We start from the raw sequence: 15,636 nt of genomic DNA on the forward strand, positions 1-15,636 counted from the left end.
GTCGAAACGATTCCCGAAGCGCCCGCGATCGAGACGCTCGAAGCCGACTCGGCCGAGAGCGCCCTCCCGTCGGCGCCCGTGCAGGCCGCGCCTGCGCCGGCAGCGGCCTCCGCCCTCACGGCCGACCCGAACCATGCGGTGGCGGTCGCGAAGACGATGCGCCCGACGACGATCGCGATGCTGCTTCCCGCGGACAACTCGCCCTTCCTGTCGGCCGGCAAGATCGTGAGCAACGGTCTCGTCGCCGCGAGCAAGACGAGCCCCGTTCCCGCGAACATCCTCATGATCGAGAGCCCGGACCACGTTCCGGTCGACGAGCTCATCGATGCGGCGGTCGCCTCGGGCGCCGACGTCGTCGTGGGACCGCTCCAGCGCGAGCGCGTGCAGGCCCTGGTCGCCAAAGAGAAGCTCCCGATGCCCGTCGTCGCTCTGAACGCCGTCGAGGTGCCGATCCAGAACAAAGTTCCCGAGAACCTCCTCATGATGAGCGTCTCGACCGAAACGGAAGCGAAGTACGTGGCGGAACTCGCCGTCAAGACGCTCCCGCCGAAGCCGGAACCGGCGGCGATCTCCGCGGAAGGGACCGCGGGGTCGACGCCGACCCCGGCGCTCGCCGCGCCGACTGAGACCGGTACGTCCGACATGCAGGCCGCGCCTGAAGCCCCCTCGACGGAAGTTGCGCAAACCGGCGCAACGGCAGCGGAGGCCGCACCCGCCGAAGCGCCCCGCGCCCAGGTCGCGATCCTCACGCTCGACCGTCCGTGGGAGCGCCGCATTGAAGAAGCGTACAAGCGCGTGCTCTTCGCAGCAGGCGTCACCTACGACGTGTACGTACTCAATCCCGAGAAACTCTCGGAGCTCCCGAAGGGCCTGGAAGCGACGCTCGACGAAGAAACGAGTGAGTACTTCCATGAGCGCGAAAAGATCATCCGCGAGACCTACAAGGATGATCCCCGGAGGCTCAAGAGGCAGCTTCGCAACCTCGAGGGCGAGCGCCGCGCGAAGATCGCGACGGCGGAACCTCCGTACGCGGCGATCTTCTTTGCGCTCGACGCCCAGACGGCGAGCCTCATCCGCAACCGCCTCCCGCAGAAGAGCCGCCTGTGGGCGACGTCGTCGAGCAACCCCGGCGACCCGAAGACGAGCTCCTCAGCGGCCGCGCTCGCGTACGACCTCGAAAACCTCGTCTTCACCGAGAGCCCGATCGTCGTGCGCTACGACGCGCAGAGCTTCGAGGCGCGCTTCGGCACCGCCATGCCCTATTCGCTCGCGGCGAAGCGTCTCTTCGCCTTGGGCGCCGACGCCTACGAAATGGCGCAGCAGTGGGCGATCGGCCGTCCGATCATTCAATTCCACGGCGAGAGCGGCGCGCTCGAAGTCGACCGCAAAGCGTCGCCCTACGTGAAGCGCACGCCGCAGACGATCGTCGTCAAGGGCGGGCACCTGGTCGAAGTCGAACCGGCCCTCGTCTCGCGCCCCGGAGCGCTCCCGCCCATCCGCGAGAAGAAGCCCGCGGCGACGTTGGACGTCGAGAGCCGTGAGCAGCTCCGCGTGCCGCTCGCCGTCGCCCCGACGGTGACGGTGGAGACCGCGGAGGATCTGCCTCCCGCGCCGCCTCCGCCCGCACGGCCGGCGCAGAGCGCACCGGAACTTCCGCCTCCCACCCCCAGGACCCCCTTAGAATGACGCTTCACCCTCCCCGGCCCAGGTGGGCCGGGGATTTCTTTGTCAAGGATTCCGCCGATGGCACTCATCACGCTTCAGGGCGCTCAGCTCGCCTGGGGTGACCTTCCCCTTCTCGACAACGCCGACCTCGCCGTCGAACCTGGCGAACGCATCGGGCTCATTGGCCGCAACGGCACGGGGAAGAGTTCGCTCCTTTCGGTGCTGGGCGGCCGCACGATGCTCGACGACGGCGAAATGAAGCGCGTCGACGGCCTCACCGTGCACTACGTCGAGCAGGAGCCCGCGATTCCCGCCGCGCCCACCTTCCGCGAAGCGTTGGCGCTGCGCGGCGACTTCGCCTCGCACCACGACGAGCGTGAGAGCTGGCGTCTGCTCGCCCGCCTCGACGAATTCCTCGAGCGCTTCGGGTTGGACGGCGACGCCGATCCCGCCCGCGCGAGCGGCGGGGAGAAGAAGCGCGCGGCGCTGGCGCTCGCCTTTGCGCTGGCGCCCGATCTGCTTCTTCTCGACGAACCGACAAACCACCTCGACATCGACGCGATCAGCCGCCTCGAAGCGCTCGTCAACAGCGAGTGCCGCGCGCAGCGCGCCGCGGTGATCATCACCCACGACCGCGCGTTCCTCGACAACGTCTCGACCCGCATCATCGAGCTCGACCGCGGGATCCTGCGCTCGTACCCCGGGAGCTTCTCCGCGTACGAGAGCCGCAAGGAAGAGGAGCTCGCAGCCGAGGAGCTCGCGCGCCAGCGCTTCGACAAATTCTGGGCGCAGGAAGAAGTGTGGATCCGCAAGGGCATTGAAGCCCGCCGCACCCGCAACGAAGGGCGCGTTCGGCGCCTCGAAGAGCTCCGCCGCATCCGCGAAGCCCGCCGCGACCGCATGGGGAGCGTGCAGATGGCGATCGACGCGGGCGAAAAGTCCGGGAAGATCGTCGCCGAAGTCGAGGGCCTCACGATGAAGTTCGGCGAGAAGACGGTCGTCGAGAACCTCAACTTCCGCCTGATGCGCGGTGACCGCCTCGGCCTCATCGGCCGCAACGGCGCCGGGAAGAGCACGCTGATCAAGCTTCTCCTGGGGAAGCTCGAACCCACGGCCGGCACCGTGAAGCTCGGCACGAACCTCTCGATCGCGTACTTCGATCAGCTGCGCGAACAGCTCGACCTCACGAAGACCGTTGCCGAAACGATCGCGCCGGGTTCGGACTGGGTCGAAATCGGCGGACAAAAGAAGCACATCGTCGCGTACCTCGGCGACTTCCTCTTCCCGCCCCGCCGCGCGAACGTCCCGGTGAGCTCGCTCTCCGGGGGTGAGCGCAACCGCCTCCTCCTCGCGCGCCTCTTCGCGCTCCCCGCGAACCTCCTCGTGCTCGACGAACCGACGAACGACCTCGACATCGATTCGCTGGAACTTCTGGAGCAGACGCTCCAGAGCTACCCCGGCACGATCATCCTCGTCTCGCACGACCGCCGCTTCCTCGACAACGTCGTCACGGAAGTGCTCGCCCCCGAGGGCGAAGGCCGTTGGCGCGAGTACGTGGGCGGCTACGCCGACTGGCTCCGCCAGCGCACGGAACCGCAGCCGGAAGCCAAGGCCGCCCCGAAGGAGGCGAAGCCCCAGCCCGTGCGCCGACGCACCGAGAAGGTGCGTCTCTCCTACAAGGAGACGAAGGAATTGGAGGCGCTGCCCGCAAAGCTCGAAGCGCTCGAAGCCGAGCAGGCGGCACTGATCGAGAAGATGAGCGCCCCCGACTACCACCAGCAGAGCGCCGAGACGCTCCGCGCCGACGCCGAACGCATGAAGGCGATCGAAGCGGAGACGGCCGAAGCGTTCGAACGGTGGGAAGCGCTCGAAGCGAAGAAGGCCGAAGCCGAGGCCAACGCCTGACCGTCCCTTTAAGGTTAGGGTAAACACTCAAAACCCGGTGCTTCGCACCGGATTTCGCCGTCCGATACTTTTTTATTGCACGTCTGACTTTGACGCCTCATTTTTGAAGGACAGAACATGGGCCGCTCACAGGAACTTGAAGGTCTCAACACCCTTCCCGAACTCTTCGACGCGAGTTCGGCCAAATACGCCGGATCGGAAGCGCTCCGCGAATTCGACCGCGCCGGGAACCGTTGGGTGAGCCACACCTACGCCGAAGTGGCCGAACGCGTCCTCGCCTGGCGCCGCGCCTACGCGGCCCTGGGGCTGAAGCGCGGCGAGCGCGTCGCGATGCTCCTCCCGAACGGGACGGACCACGTCTACGCCGACCTCGCGGCCCTGGCGAACGGCCTCATCCCCGTGCCGCTCCACGCGATCGACACGCCGGGGGCGAGCGCCTTCATCATGGCCGACAGCGGCGCGCGCATTCTGGTCACCAACAAGCTGCAGCGCTGGACGCAGATCCGTGCGACCGGCACCGAACTCCCCGGACTCGAGCACGTCGTCGTGACGACGGAGGCGCCCGAAGCGGATGACGCCGCCTCGCCCCGCATCTGGGGCGCCGAAGCGCTCCTCGCCATGGGCGCGGGCTACTCGGGCGAGCTTCCCGCGGGCCCCGCGCCCGAGGACCTCGCCGGCATCGTCTACACCTCCGGGACGACGGGCCGCCCCAAGGGCGTCATGCTCACGCACGCGAACTTCGTCGCGAACGTGAAGGACACGCTGGAGTGCGTGTCGCCGCGCGCGGGCGAGGTCTTCCTCTCGTTCCTGCCGCTCTCGCACACGTTCGAGCGCATGGCGGGCTACTACCTCGCGCTCGCGACGGGCTGCACCATCGCCTACAACCGGAGCGTCCTCCTTTTGGCCGAAGACCTGAAGACGATCCGCCCGCAGGTGATCATCTCGGTGCCGCGCGTCTACGAGCGCATCCACGCCCGCGTGCAGGAGAAGCTGAAGAAGTCCTCGCCGAGCGCGCGCCGCCTTTTCGGCGAAGCGGTGCGCGTCGGTTGGGCGGACTTCTGTGAAAAGAACGGCATCAGGCCCGAAGCCGACGCCCACCGTTGGTGGGACGGCCTCATCCGGGCGTTCCTGCTCCCGCGCGTGCGCGAAACGCTCGCGCAGCAGTTCGGCGGGCGGCTCCGCGTCGCGATTTCCGGCGGCGCCGCCGTGAACCCCAAGGTCGCGCGCACGTTCTGCGGGCTGGGGCTCCCCATCATCCAGGGCTACGGCATGACCGAAACGAGCCCGATCATCGCGGGGAACAACCTCGAACTCAACCACCCGGATACGGTGGGGCACCCCTTCCAGCACGTCGAAGTGCGTTTGGGCGAAGGCGACGAAATCGAAGTGCGCGGTCCCTCCGTCATGAAGGGCTACTGGGGGAGGCCCGAAGACACCGCCGCGGCCTTCACGCCCGACGGCTGGTTGAAGACCGGCGACATCGGCGAGTGGACTCCCGAGGGGATGCTCCGCATCAAGGGCCGCATCAAGGAAATCATCGTCACGTCGACGGGCGAGAAGATTCCGCCCGCAGACCTGGAGAGCGCGATCGAAACGGATCCGCTCTTCGCGCAGACCTGGGTGGTGGGCGAAAACCGTCCGTACTTGGGGCTCGTCTGCGTGTTGGAGAAGAACGAATGGGCGGCGCTCTGCGCCGAAGAGGGCCTTGACCCCGAGGATCCCGCGAGCCTCTCGGCCGCGCGCGCGAAGAGCTCGGTGTTGAAACGCGCCAAGACCGCCGCGGGCGACTTCCCGCACTACGCGCTCCCGCGCGCGGTGGTGCTCACGCAGGAGCCCTGGACGATCGAGTCGGGCCTCATCACGCCGACCCTCAAACTGAAGCGCCGCAAGCTCGCCGAACGCTTCGCGGAGGACGTCGCGCGCATCTACGCGACGCACGGCTGACGCCGCGTCCGCAAACGAACCGCTCAGACGCACCGGGCGGCGGGGAATTAAGCTTCCCGCCGCCCGGCGTTCGTTAAAATGGGCGGACTTTTTTCTTGAAGATCACGGCATCCCCCCATCATGACCGTTTCGAACTACACCCCGCAGCCCCGCAAACTTCTCCCCGACTGGATGATCGGGGCCGCGGACCGCGTGATGGACTACTACATCAAGCGCTACCTGCACTGCGACCCGGTGATTCTGCAGAATCCCCCGCCCCCGCAGGAAGGCCACAAGTACCTCCTCTACGCGCACATCCCGTTCTGCCACACGCTCTGCTCGTACTGCACCTTCCACCGCTTCCTCTTCAAGGAGCACAAGGCGCGCGAATACTTCGTGCACCTGAGGAAGGAAATGGAATACGTGAAGGCGCTCGGGTACGACTTCCACTCGATGTACATCGGCGGCGGCACGACGACGATTCTTGAGGACGAGCTCATCAAGACGATCGAGCACGCGAAGACGCTCTTCCCGTCGATCAAGGAAATCTCCTGCGAAACCGACCCGCAGATCATCACGACGCCCCAGTTCCGGAATCTCAAGGGCCTGGTCGACCGCATGTCGATCGGCGTGCAGAGCTTCAACGATGACCTCCTGAAGCTCTCCGAGCGCTATGAGAAGTTCGGCTCGGGCGAGCAGATCTTCGAGCGCCTCCAGTACGCGCAGGAACTCTTCCCGACCTGCAACATCGACATGATGTTCGGGTTCCGCGGCCAGACCCTCGACATGCTCCACGAGGACATGGAGAAGATCTGGAAGCTCAACCCCCGCCAGGTGACGACGTACCCGCTCATGGTGACGTCGCAGACCCGCAAGAGCGTGAAGAACGAAATCGCCGCGACCGGGAACCAGCTCGCGGACCAGTACCGCGTGATTCTCGATACGCTCGGCTCCCGCTACAACCACCTCACGTCGTGGACCTTCGGGCGCACGAACGACGAAGGCTTCGACGAGTACGTCGTCGACTACGACGAATACCTGGGCGTGGGCTCTGGCGCCTTCAGCTTCCTCGGCGACAGCCTCTACGTCAACACCTTCAGCCTGCGCCGCTACGGCGAGCGCATCGCCGCGGGGAACACCGGCGTCGAACGGCGCCGTCAGTTCGACAAGCACGCCATCATGCAGTACCGCCTGATGCTGGGGATCTTCTCCCACCGCCTCTCGCGCAAGTACTTCCGCGACGTGCACGGCGTCGACCTCGACCGCTACCTCATGAAGGAAATGATCGGGCTCAAGCTCTCGGGCGCCGTTCAGGACGATCCGAACGACCCCGACAACATCATCGTCACCGACGCCGGGAAGTTCCTCGGCCTCGTGATGATGAAGGCCTTCTACGCCGGGATGGACAACGTGCGTGCGGAACTGCGCGCGCCCCTGAAGGAAGCGGACATGTAACCGGCCCTTCTCAAGGACTTCCCGTACGGCCCCGTCGGACACTTTTCCGGCGGGGTCGAATCTTATCCGGACTACTCCCTCCTAATCCCGAGCAAATTGGTCGGAAATTTTTGCAACGGCCTCAAGCACTTAGCGGCTTTCGTAAAGACCGAGGGGGTCGAATTGATTTATGTCAAATTGCAACTAGAAACAAAGGGGGAGTGTCCTTTTCTACCTCCCAGGTACTAATCCTTTGTTCATAGGCGAAACTGCTTTTTCCCTAAGCCCCCCCTTACAATTCGGACGTGTTTCACCGAGGGTCTCGCGGGCTGTCCCGCGACCTGCCCTCGTTCAAAAAATAAACGGCGTCCCCAACCCTTCGGCGACCCCGGCGAACGTCCATTCGCCGCCCGTACGGAGTTCCGGACGTCTTGGCTCTCCGGCCTTCGCTCTCACCGGCGGAGGCCGTTGTGCCATCCCATCTCTGGAGAGACATCCATGTCCAAGGATACGATCACGGTCCACACCTTCCTCCCGGGCGCCAACGCCCACGGGGAAGAGGGTCCTGCCTACGTCGGCAACCTCCGCAAGGGTGAACTGCGCGGGATCATCCACATCAACAAGGAAAACTGCGTCGGGTGCGACACCTGCCGCAAGTTCTGCCCGACCGACGCCATCAAGGGCGGTCTCGGCGCCAAGCACGAAATCGTGGACGACGCGTGCGTCTACTGCGGCCAGTGCCTCATCGCCTGCCCGTTCAACGCGATCGAGCAGATGAGCTTCGTCGACGAAGTCGAACGCGTCCTCGACAACAAGGACCGCATCTGCGTGGCGCATCCCTCGCCCGCCGTTCGCGTCTCGCTCTGCGAAGAATTCGGCGGCAAGCCCGGCGAACTCTCGACCGAACAGATGGTCAACGCCCTCGAGCGTCTCGGCTTCGTCGTCTACGACTGCAACAGCTCGGCCGACCAGACGATCATTGAAGAAGGCACGGAATTCGTCAAGAAGATCCAGTACTGGGTCCTCGGCGAACGCGGCCCCGAAGTCGACGAACAGGGCAAGCACCCGTTCCCGCACTTCACCAGCTGCTGCCCGGCCTGGGTGAAGAACGCCGAAACGTACCACGCGGACATGCTCCCGCACCTCTCGACCGCGAAGTCCCCGCTCCAGATGGGCGGCACGCTCGCGAAGACCTGGGCTGCGAAGCACATCCTCAAGTGCGATCCCCGCAAGATCTACTTCGTGTCGGTCACGCCCTGCACGGCCAAGATCTTCGAAGCGGCCCGTCCCGAAATGAACACGGCCTGGCGCTACCTCGTCGCCAACAAGGATCTCCCGAAGGACACGCCGTCCTTCCAGGACATCGACGCCTCGCTCACGGCCCGCGACATCGCCGAGCTTCTGCGCCGCAAGGGCATCAACCCGCTCGACATGCCCAAGACCCGCGAACGCGGTCCCCTTGAGGTCTACACCGGCGCCGGCACGATCTTCGGCGTTTCGGGCGGCGTGATGGAAGCGGCGCTCCGTACGGCCTACTTCGCCCTCTCCGGCGAAGAGCTCAAGAACGCCGACATCGAAGTCGTCCGCGGCCACAACAACGCCATCGTCGAAGCCACGATCCCCGTGCCCATCAAGGCGCTGGGCGGCAAGACCTTCGACGTGCGCGTCTGCGTCGTCAACGGTGCGAACCAGGGCTTGAAGGAAGTTCTGAACCGCGTCCGCGTCGACAAGAACCGCTATCACTTCATCGAAGTCATGAACTGCCCCGGCGGCTGCGTCAACGGCGGCGGTCAGCCTGTCCAGCCGTCCGGTACGGCCTGGCTCCAGCCCACCATGCCGCTCCCCCTGCGCATTTAACTTCCGAGACGCGAGGTCAATAACAAATGCTCTCTGAAAACTATTCCTACGCCGAGCGCCCCGCCGCCCTCATTCTGGGCCGCCGCGGCTTCCTCAAGGTTTGCGGCCTTTGCGTCGGTGCCGTCGCCGTCTGCGGCTACGCCATCGGTGACATGATCGCCCGTCGCGGCGCGATCATCGCCGCCCGTCAGGCCGGTCTCTACAAGGACGACAAGCTCTGCCAGGCCCTCGGTCTGACGAGCTCGCACCAGAACGAAGTCGTGATGTCCGTCTACAAGGACCTCGGCACGAAGCCCGTGGATCACACGATGCACGAACTGCTTCACACCCATTACTACGCGCGCACCATGCTCGCCTCGGAGGTCAACCATGGCTAACTCCAACGACCGCATCCTTCGCTTCCACGCTCCGGACAAGGTGTTCCACACCGTGAACGCGATCACGTGGTTCGCGCTGCTCTTCACGGGCGTCGCCGTGTACTTCTGCGATCTCGCCGCGGAAACGGCCGAGTACGTCATGCTCTGGCACCTGATCCTCGGCACGATCTTCACGTTCAACCTGCTCGGGTTCATCGTGATCGCCCCGGACCGCTTCGCGCTCATCCTGCGCGCCTGCCTGGAATGGGACCGCAACACGATCTACTGGTTCCGCAACTTCGGCGGCTATCCCCGCCGCTTCTTCAAGATCCCGTTCGGTCCGGTTGAAGTTCCCCCGCAGGGCCGCTACAACGGCGGTCAGAAGGCCTCCTACCTGCTCTTCATGGGCATGATCGCGGCGCTCGCCGTGACGGGCTGGCTCCTCTGGCTCGGCGCCCCGCTCCTCGGCAAGATGGTCTACATGTGGATGTTCTACTTCCACGTTTGGGGCTCCATCATCGTGTCGGTTCTGGTCGTCTGCGCCCACATCCCGCTCGCGCTCCTCTCGATGGAGCACTTCAAGGGCATCTGGCGCTTCGGCCCCGGCACCATCAGCTGGGAAGCCGCTGAGCACCACGCTCCGATTTGGCTCGAACGCGACGTCGTCCGCACCAACATCGAAAAGTAATTCACGGGAAGCCTCCGCGCTTCTGACGTGATACGCTCACGGACCGCACGTTCAATACGTGCGGTCCGTTTTTTCAACCATCCCCCACACGGCACACCATGATCGACACCCCAAAAGGCCTGCGCCTGCACATCGGCCTCTTCGGTGCGCGCAACGCAGGGAAAAGCTCGCTTGCGAACGCGCTCACCGGTCAGCAGATCTCCATCGTCTCGAACGTCGCCGGCACGACGACGGACCCCGTCGAGAAAGCCTGCGAACTCGCGCCCGTCGGCCCCGTCGTCTTCATCGACACGGCGGGCGTGGACGACGTGGGCGAATTGGGCGCCGCGCGCGTGCGCCGCAGCCTCTCGGTGCTCGAATGGGTCGACCTGGCGTTGATCGTCCTGGGCGGCGATGAGGTCGGCGCCGAAGCCGAACTGATCCGCCGCGCGAAGACGCTCGGCACCCCCGTGATCATCGTCATCAACCAGTGCGACCGCCGCAAGCCCGACGCCGAGATGCTCGCCGCGGCGAACGCCTCGGGCCTTCCCGTGGTGACGACGAGCGCCGCGACGGGCGAGGGCATCGAAGACCTGCGCGCCGAAATCGTGCGGGTCCTCAAGGACGGCACCGAACCCGACCGCCTGATCGCGGGCGACCTCGCGAAGGCCGGGGACACGATCATCCTCGTGACGCCCATCGACACCGGCGCCCCGAAGGGCCGCCTCATCCTCCCGCAGGTCCAGGCGATCCGCGAGCTTCTGGACGCCCACGCCAAGGTCGTGGTCGTGCAGGAGGACCGCGTGGCGGAGATGTTGGGCGAACTCAAAAATCCGCCCAAATTCATCATGTGCGATTCGCAGGTCGTCGAGGCCGTGGCGGCCGCGACCCCCGAATCGATTCCGCTCACGACCTTCTCGGTGCAGATGGCCTACGCGAAGTGCGACATCGAAACGCTCGCAGAAGGCACCGCGGCGTTGACGCGCTTGAAGGACGGCGACCGCATCCTCATTGCGGAAACCTGCAGCCACCACCCGCAGAAGGACGACATCGGCCGCGTGAAGATTCCGCGCTGGCTCCGGCAGAAGACCGGGCTCGACCTTCGGATCGACGTCGCCGTCGGGAAGGACTTCCCCGAAGACCTCACGCCCTATGCGGTCGTGATCCAGTGCGGCGGCTGCGTCGTGACGCGCCGCCACATGCTGATGCGCCTTCGCGCCGCCCGTGCGCAGGGCGTCCCCATGACGAACTACGGCCTCACGATCTGCCATCTGCAGGGCGTGATCGAACGCGTGCTCGGGTGCCACCCCGAGGCGCTGGCCGCCTACCGGAGGGCCCGCGGATGACGCAGGATCTTGAACGAATTCTTATGAAGAACGATCTCTCGGACGAGGAGATCGTGACGCTTTTGGGGCTCACCGACCCCGAGGACTGCCGCAAGCTTCAGGAACGCGCCTACGCGCTGACGACGGAGCGCATGGGCCCGAACGTGTACCTGCGGGGGCTCATCGAGGTGAGCAACATCTGCACGGCGAACTGCCGCTACTGCGGCATCCGCAAGAGCAACCAGACCGTCACGCGCTACACGTTGGATGAAGACGTGATCGTGGGGTGCGCCCTCCATGCGGCCGAAAAGGGCTACGGCTCGATCGCCGTCCAGGCGGGCGAGCGCCGCGACGAGAAGTGGATCGCCTTCATCGAGCGCGTGCTGCGCCGCATCCACGCGGAGACGACGTCGGACGCCCTCCCGAACGGCCTCGGCGTCACGCTCTCCCTCGGCGAGCAGACGCTCGAGGTCTACGAACGTTGGGCCGAAGCCTGCGGGAACCCGGGGGGCCTCCGCTACCTCCTTCGCATCGAATCGTCGAACCCCACGCTCTTTCACGCGCTCCATTCGACCCCGGGGCGCTTTGAGAAGATCCTGGAGCACCGCTACGAGGCGCTCCGGAACCTTCGCCGCGCGGGCTACCAGGTCGGCACCGGCGTCATGATCGGGCTTCCCGGCCAGACGCTCGAAGACCTCAAGAACGACATCCGCACGTTCCAGATGCTCGACGCCGACATGATCGGCATGGGTCCCTACATCACGAGCCTCGGGGCCGACATGACCTCGGAGGGGATGATGCAGAAGACGCCGCTGCTCCAACTCGCCTTCAACATGATCGCGACGACGCGCCTCGTCATGAAGGACGTCAACATCGCGACGGCGACGGCGTTGGATACGTTGGACCCCAACGGCCGCGTGGGCGGGATTCTCCACGGCTGCAACGTCGTGATGCCCAACATCACGCCGCAGGCGACGAGGAAGAGCTACCAGCTCTACGACAACAAGGCAGGGACCGAAGTGGGCGCCGAGTCGAACATCCTGATGGAGCGCAAGATCGTCGAGATGACGGGCCGCACGCTGGGGTTGAACCGCCTCGGGTCGTCGCTCCACTGGGTGCGCCGCGCCGGGGTCGCCCCGAACTGACGGCTCTCCCGGTCCGCACAAGACGAACGGCCTCCGGAATTCCGGAGGCCGTCGTCATTTTCGGGGCCCGTTCGACGGTCAGTCGAACTTCTGGCTCATTTCACGCGTCTGGTGGAAGGTCACCTGCGGCCAGTGCTTCATCGTCGTCTCGAGGTTGTAGATCGAGGTCGCGAGGTAGCACGTGTTGCCGTTGACGTCGCGCGCCAAGCGCGCGGCCTGCTCGGCCGTGAAGTTGCGGCGGGTCTCCTCGTCCGGGAACGAGAGCCAGCGCGCGGTCGAGACGTCGGTCGACTCATAGATCGCGTCGACCTTGTACTCGGTCGCGAGGCGCTGCGCGACGATTTCGAACTGGAGCTGACCGACGGCGCCGAGAAGAATGTTCCCGAATTCGCCGGTGAAGACCTGAATCGCGCCTTCTTCGCCCAGTTCCTGCAAGCCCTTCTGGAGCTGCTTCGCCTTGAAGGGGTCCTTGGCGCGGGCCGCGCGGAAGAGTTCCGGCGCGAAGTTCGGGATCCCGGTGAAGCCGAGATTCTCGCCCGCGGTGAGCGTGTCGCCGATGTGGAGCTGCCCGTGGTTGTAGATCCCGATGATGTCGCCCGCCACCGCGTCCGTCATGATGACGCGGTCCTGCGCCATGAAGGTGAGCGCGTTGGGGATCTTCATCTCGCGGCCCTCACGCACGTGGAAGACCTTCATGCCGGGCTGGTAGCGCCCCGAGCACACGCGGAAGAACGCGATGCGGTCGCGGTGGCGCGGGTCCATGTTGGCCTGGATCTTGAAGACGAAGCCCGTGAAGGGGGATTCGGTCGGCTCGACCATGCGCACGCCCGCGTCGCGGGGCTGCGGACGGGGCGCCCACGCGACGAGCGCGTCCAAAACGTCCTGCACGCCGAAGTTGTTGACGCCCGAGCCGAAGAAGACCGGGCTTTGCTCGCCCGCGAGGAACTTCTCCAGGCTGAAGGGCTCGGACGTGCCCTGCACGAGTTCGATCGACTCGCGCACGTAGGGCATTTCGAGCGGATAGAGCTCATCGAGACGCGGGTTGTCGAGACCTTCGATCGTGTCGCGCTCTTCGTCGCCCAGGCGGTCTTCGCCCGCGGTGAATCGGACGAGCCGGTTCTTGAGGAGCGAAAAGACGCCGCGGAAGGTCTTCCCCATGCCGATCGGCCACGTGGCCGGCACGCACTGGAGTTTGAGCACGCTCTCGATCTCGCCCAGGAGTTCGATCGGGTCGCGCACTTCGCGGTCGAGCTTGTTGATGAACGTGATAATCGGGGTGTTCCTCATGCGGCAGACTTCCAAGAGCTTGATCGTCTGCGCTTCGACGCCCTTCGCCGCGTCGATCACCATGACGGCCGCGTCGACCGCGGTGAGCACGCGGTACGTGTCTTCCGAGAAGTCTTCGTGGCCCGGGGTGTCGAGGAGGTTGATCACGTGGTCGGCGTAGCGGAACTGCATCACCGAACTCGTCACCGAAATCCCGCGCTGCTTTTCCACCTCCATCCAGTCCGAGGTGGCGTGACGCGCCGCCTTGCGCCCCTTCACCGCGCCCGCCATCTGGATGGCGCCGCCGAAGAGCAGGAGTTTTTCCGTCAGCGTCGTTTTGCCCGCGTCAGGGTGGGAGATGATGGCGAAGGTGCGGCGTTCCTCGACGTCGCGCACAAGCGCCGGATTCGGACTCGTCATTGGAAATATCGGAATTCGTTGAAGAATCAGCGGGATGCGCTCCCGCAAAAGCCGCCCATTGTACCGCCTCGAACGTTCTTTCAGTCGAAACCGGCGTCGCAAATCCTTACAATGGAGGCCGTTTGTGCGCCCGCTAACCCCCGGCGCGCAACGAAACCCCTTTCAACGAGGCACCCATGTCCTACTTTCCGCAATGGTCCGTGAAGACGGAAGGCGTCATCGCGCCCGACGAACGTCTTCCGCTCGGACCCACACTCGCCCTCGGCGTGCAGCACGTCGTCGCCATGTTCGGCTCGACCGTGTTGGCGCCGATCCTCATGGGGTTCGATCCGAACCTCGCCGTGCTGATGTCCGGCATCGGCACCCTGATCTTCTTCCTGATGGTGGGCGGCCGCGTGCCGAGCTACCTCGGTTCGTCCTTCGCCTTCATCGGCGTCGTCATCGCCGCGACGGGCTACGCCGCGGGTTCGGGCCCCAACCCCAACATCAGCGACGCCCTGGGCGGGATCATCGTCTGCGGCGCGATCTACTGCGTCGTGGGCTTCATCGTGATGAGCACGGGCGTGCAGTGGATCGAACGCCTGATGCCCCCGGTCGTCACCGGTGCGGTCGTCGCCGTCATCGGTTTGAACCTCGCGCCCACCGCGGTGAAGAGCGTCGGTCCGACGGACTTCGACGCCTGGATCGCCCTGATGACGGTCTGCTGCGTGGGCGGCGTCGCCGTCTACACGAAGGGCCTCATCCAGAAGCTCCTCATCCTCGTGGGCCTCGCGCTCGCCTACGCGATCTACGCGGTGCTGACGAACGGCATGGGGCTCGGCAAGCCCATCGCCTTCGAAGTGATCGCCAACGCGGCCTGGTTCGGTCTTCCCGAAGTGACGACCCCGACCTTCAGCCTCAACGCGATTTCGCTCATCGCCCCGGTCGTCATCATCCTGGTCGGCGAAAACCTCGGCCACATCAAGGCCGTCACCGCGATGACGGGCCGCAACCTCGACCCGTACATGGGCCGCGCCTTCTTCGGCGACGGCTTGGCGACGATGGTCTCCGCCTCCTTCGGCGGCACGGGCGTGACGACCTACGGCGAGAACATCGGCGTCATGGCCGCGACCCGCGTCTACTCGACCCTCATCTTCCCGGTGGCGGCGGTCTTCGCGATCATGCTCGGCTTCTCGCCCAAGTTCGGCGCCGTCATTCAGACGATTCCGCAGCCGATTCTGGGCGGCACCTCGATCGTCGTCTTCGGTCTCATCGCCGTCGCGGGCGCCCGCGTCTGGGTGGTGAACCACGTCGACTTCGGCGACAACCGCAACCTGATCGTGGCGGCCGTGACGCTCATTTTGGGCGGCGGCGACTTCACCGTGCATCTCGGCAGCTTCACGCTGGGCGGCATCGGTACGGCCACCTTTGGCGCGATCATCCTGAACGCGCTCATGCAGGCGGGTGAACGCCGCTCGAAGAAGCAGAGCGAATAACCGCACCCCAAAGCGCCTTAGCAGAAAGGGCGGCCACCCCGCGGGGGTGCCGCCCTTTTTGTCTTTCGGAGAAAGAGCCCCGATCAGCTCACCGCACGCTCCAGGATGCGGCGCACGACCTCCTGGTCCTTCGTCTCGTAGGCCTGACGCAGAAGGTCCGCCAGGTGGGGCTGCGCGGCGACCGCCGGATGTTCGCCC

General features: G+C 65.5%; 11 protein-coding genes. 10 read left to right on the plus strand and 1 reads right to left on the minus strand.

The features are described from left to right. The 9 genes from HMPREF9440_RS10785 to hydE form a co-directional block, all read left to right on the plus strand. Nucleotides 1–1,686 (plus strand): penicillin-binding protein activator (locus tag HMPREF9440_RS10785; protein ID WP_008543495.1); only part of this gene is annotated, 1,686 nt, incomplete at its 5' end. Nucleotides 1,687–1,743: 57 nt separating this feature from the next. Next, the gene (locus HMPREF9440_RS08985; RefSeq protein WP_008543496.1) at nucleotides 1,744–3,570 is read left to right on the plus strand and encodes an ATP-binding cassette domain-containing protein; all 1,827 of its coding nucleotides are present in this window, start codon (nucleotides 1,744–1,746) and stop codon (nucleotides 3,568–3,570) included. A 117-nt stretch (nucleotides 3,571–3,687) separates the two neighbouring features. Next, nucleotides 3,688–5,514, plus strand: coding sequence for an AMP-dependent synthetase/ligase (locus HMPREF9440_RS08990; protein ID WP_008543497.1), 1,827 nt, complete (start codon nucleotides 3,688–3,690; stop codon nucleotides 5,512–5,514). 120 nt (nucleotides 5,515–5,634) lie between these two features. Continuing rightward, entirely contained in the window at nucleotides 5,635–6,948 is a 1,314-nt protein-coding gene (locus tag HMPREF9440_RS08995; RefSeq protein WP_008543498.1) for a coproporphyrinogen III oxidase family protein, read from the plus strand. 477 nt (nucleotides 6,949–7,425) lie between these two features. After that, nucleotides 7,426–8,784, plus strand: coding sequence for a [Fe-Fe] hydrogenase large subunit C-terminal domain-containing protein (locus tag HMPREF9440_RS09000; protein ID WP_008543500.1), 1,359 nt, complete (start codon nucleotides 7,426–7,428; stop codon nucleotides 8,782–8,784). Between the two features lie 26 nt (nucleotides 8,785–8,810). Beyond that, on the plus strand, nucleotides 8,811–9,161 hold the full coding sequence (locus HMPREF9440_RS09005; RefSeq protein ID WP_008543501.1) for an iron hydrogenase small subunit: 351 nt from the start codon (nucleotides 8,811–8,813) through the stop codon (nucleotides 9,159–9,161). Continuing rightward, the gene (locus HMPREF9440_RS09010; RefSeq protein WP_008543503.1) at nucleotides 9,154–9,828 is read left to right on the plus strand and encodes a cytochrome b/b6 domain-containing protein; all 675 of its coding nucleotides are present in this window, start codon (nucleotides 9,154–9,156) and stop codon (nucleotides 9,826–9,828) included. Before HMPREF9440_RS09005 ends, HMPREF9440_RS09010 begins: the two co-directional genes overlap by 8 nt. 98 nt (nucleotides 9,829–9,926) lie before the next feature. Then, a complete protein-coding gene (gene hydF, locus HMPREF9440_RS09015) occupies nucleotides 9,927–11,153 on the plus strand; it encodes a [FeFe] hydrogenase H-cluster maturation GTPase HydF (RefSeq protein ID WP_008543505.1) in 1,227 nt (408 codons plus the stop codon). A 23-nt stretch (nucleotides 11,154–11,176) separates the two neighbouring features. After that, nucleotides 11,177–12,277, plus strand: a complete 1,101-nt coding sequence (gene hydE, locus HMPREF9440_RS09020; RefSeq protein WP_245523603.1) for a [FeFe] hydrogenase H-cluster radical SAM maturase HydE — start codon at nucleotides 11,177–11,179, stop codon at nucleotides 12,275–12,277. Between the two features lie 78 nt (nucleotides 12,278–12,355). Here the strand turns inward: hydE and HMPREF9440_RS09025 are convergent, their stop codons facing one another. After that, the gene (locus HMPREF9440_RS09025) at nucleotides 12,356–13,963 is read right to left on the minus strand and encodes a peptide chain release factor 3 (RefSeq protein ID WP_008543507.1); all 1,608 of its coding nucleotides are present in this window, start codon (nucleotides 13,961–13,963) and stop codon (nucleotides 12,356–12,358) included. Nucleotides 13,964–14,139: 176 nt separating this feature from the next. On the opposite strand from HMPREF9440_RS09025, the gene HMPREF9440_RS09030 reads away from it, so the two are divergent. Next, a complete protein-coding gene (locus HMPREF9440_RS09030; RefSeq protein WP_008543509.1) occupies nucleotides 14,140–15,438 on the plus strand; it encodes a solute carrier family 23 protein in 1,299 nt (432 codons plus the stop codon). Nucleotides 15,439–15,636 lie beyond the last annotated feature (198 nt).

This window comes from Sutterella parvirubra YIT 11816, assembly GCF_000250875.1.
GTDB lineage: Bacteria > Pseudomonadota > Gammaproteobacteria > Burkholderiales > Burkholderiaceae_F > Sutterella > Sutterella parvirubra.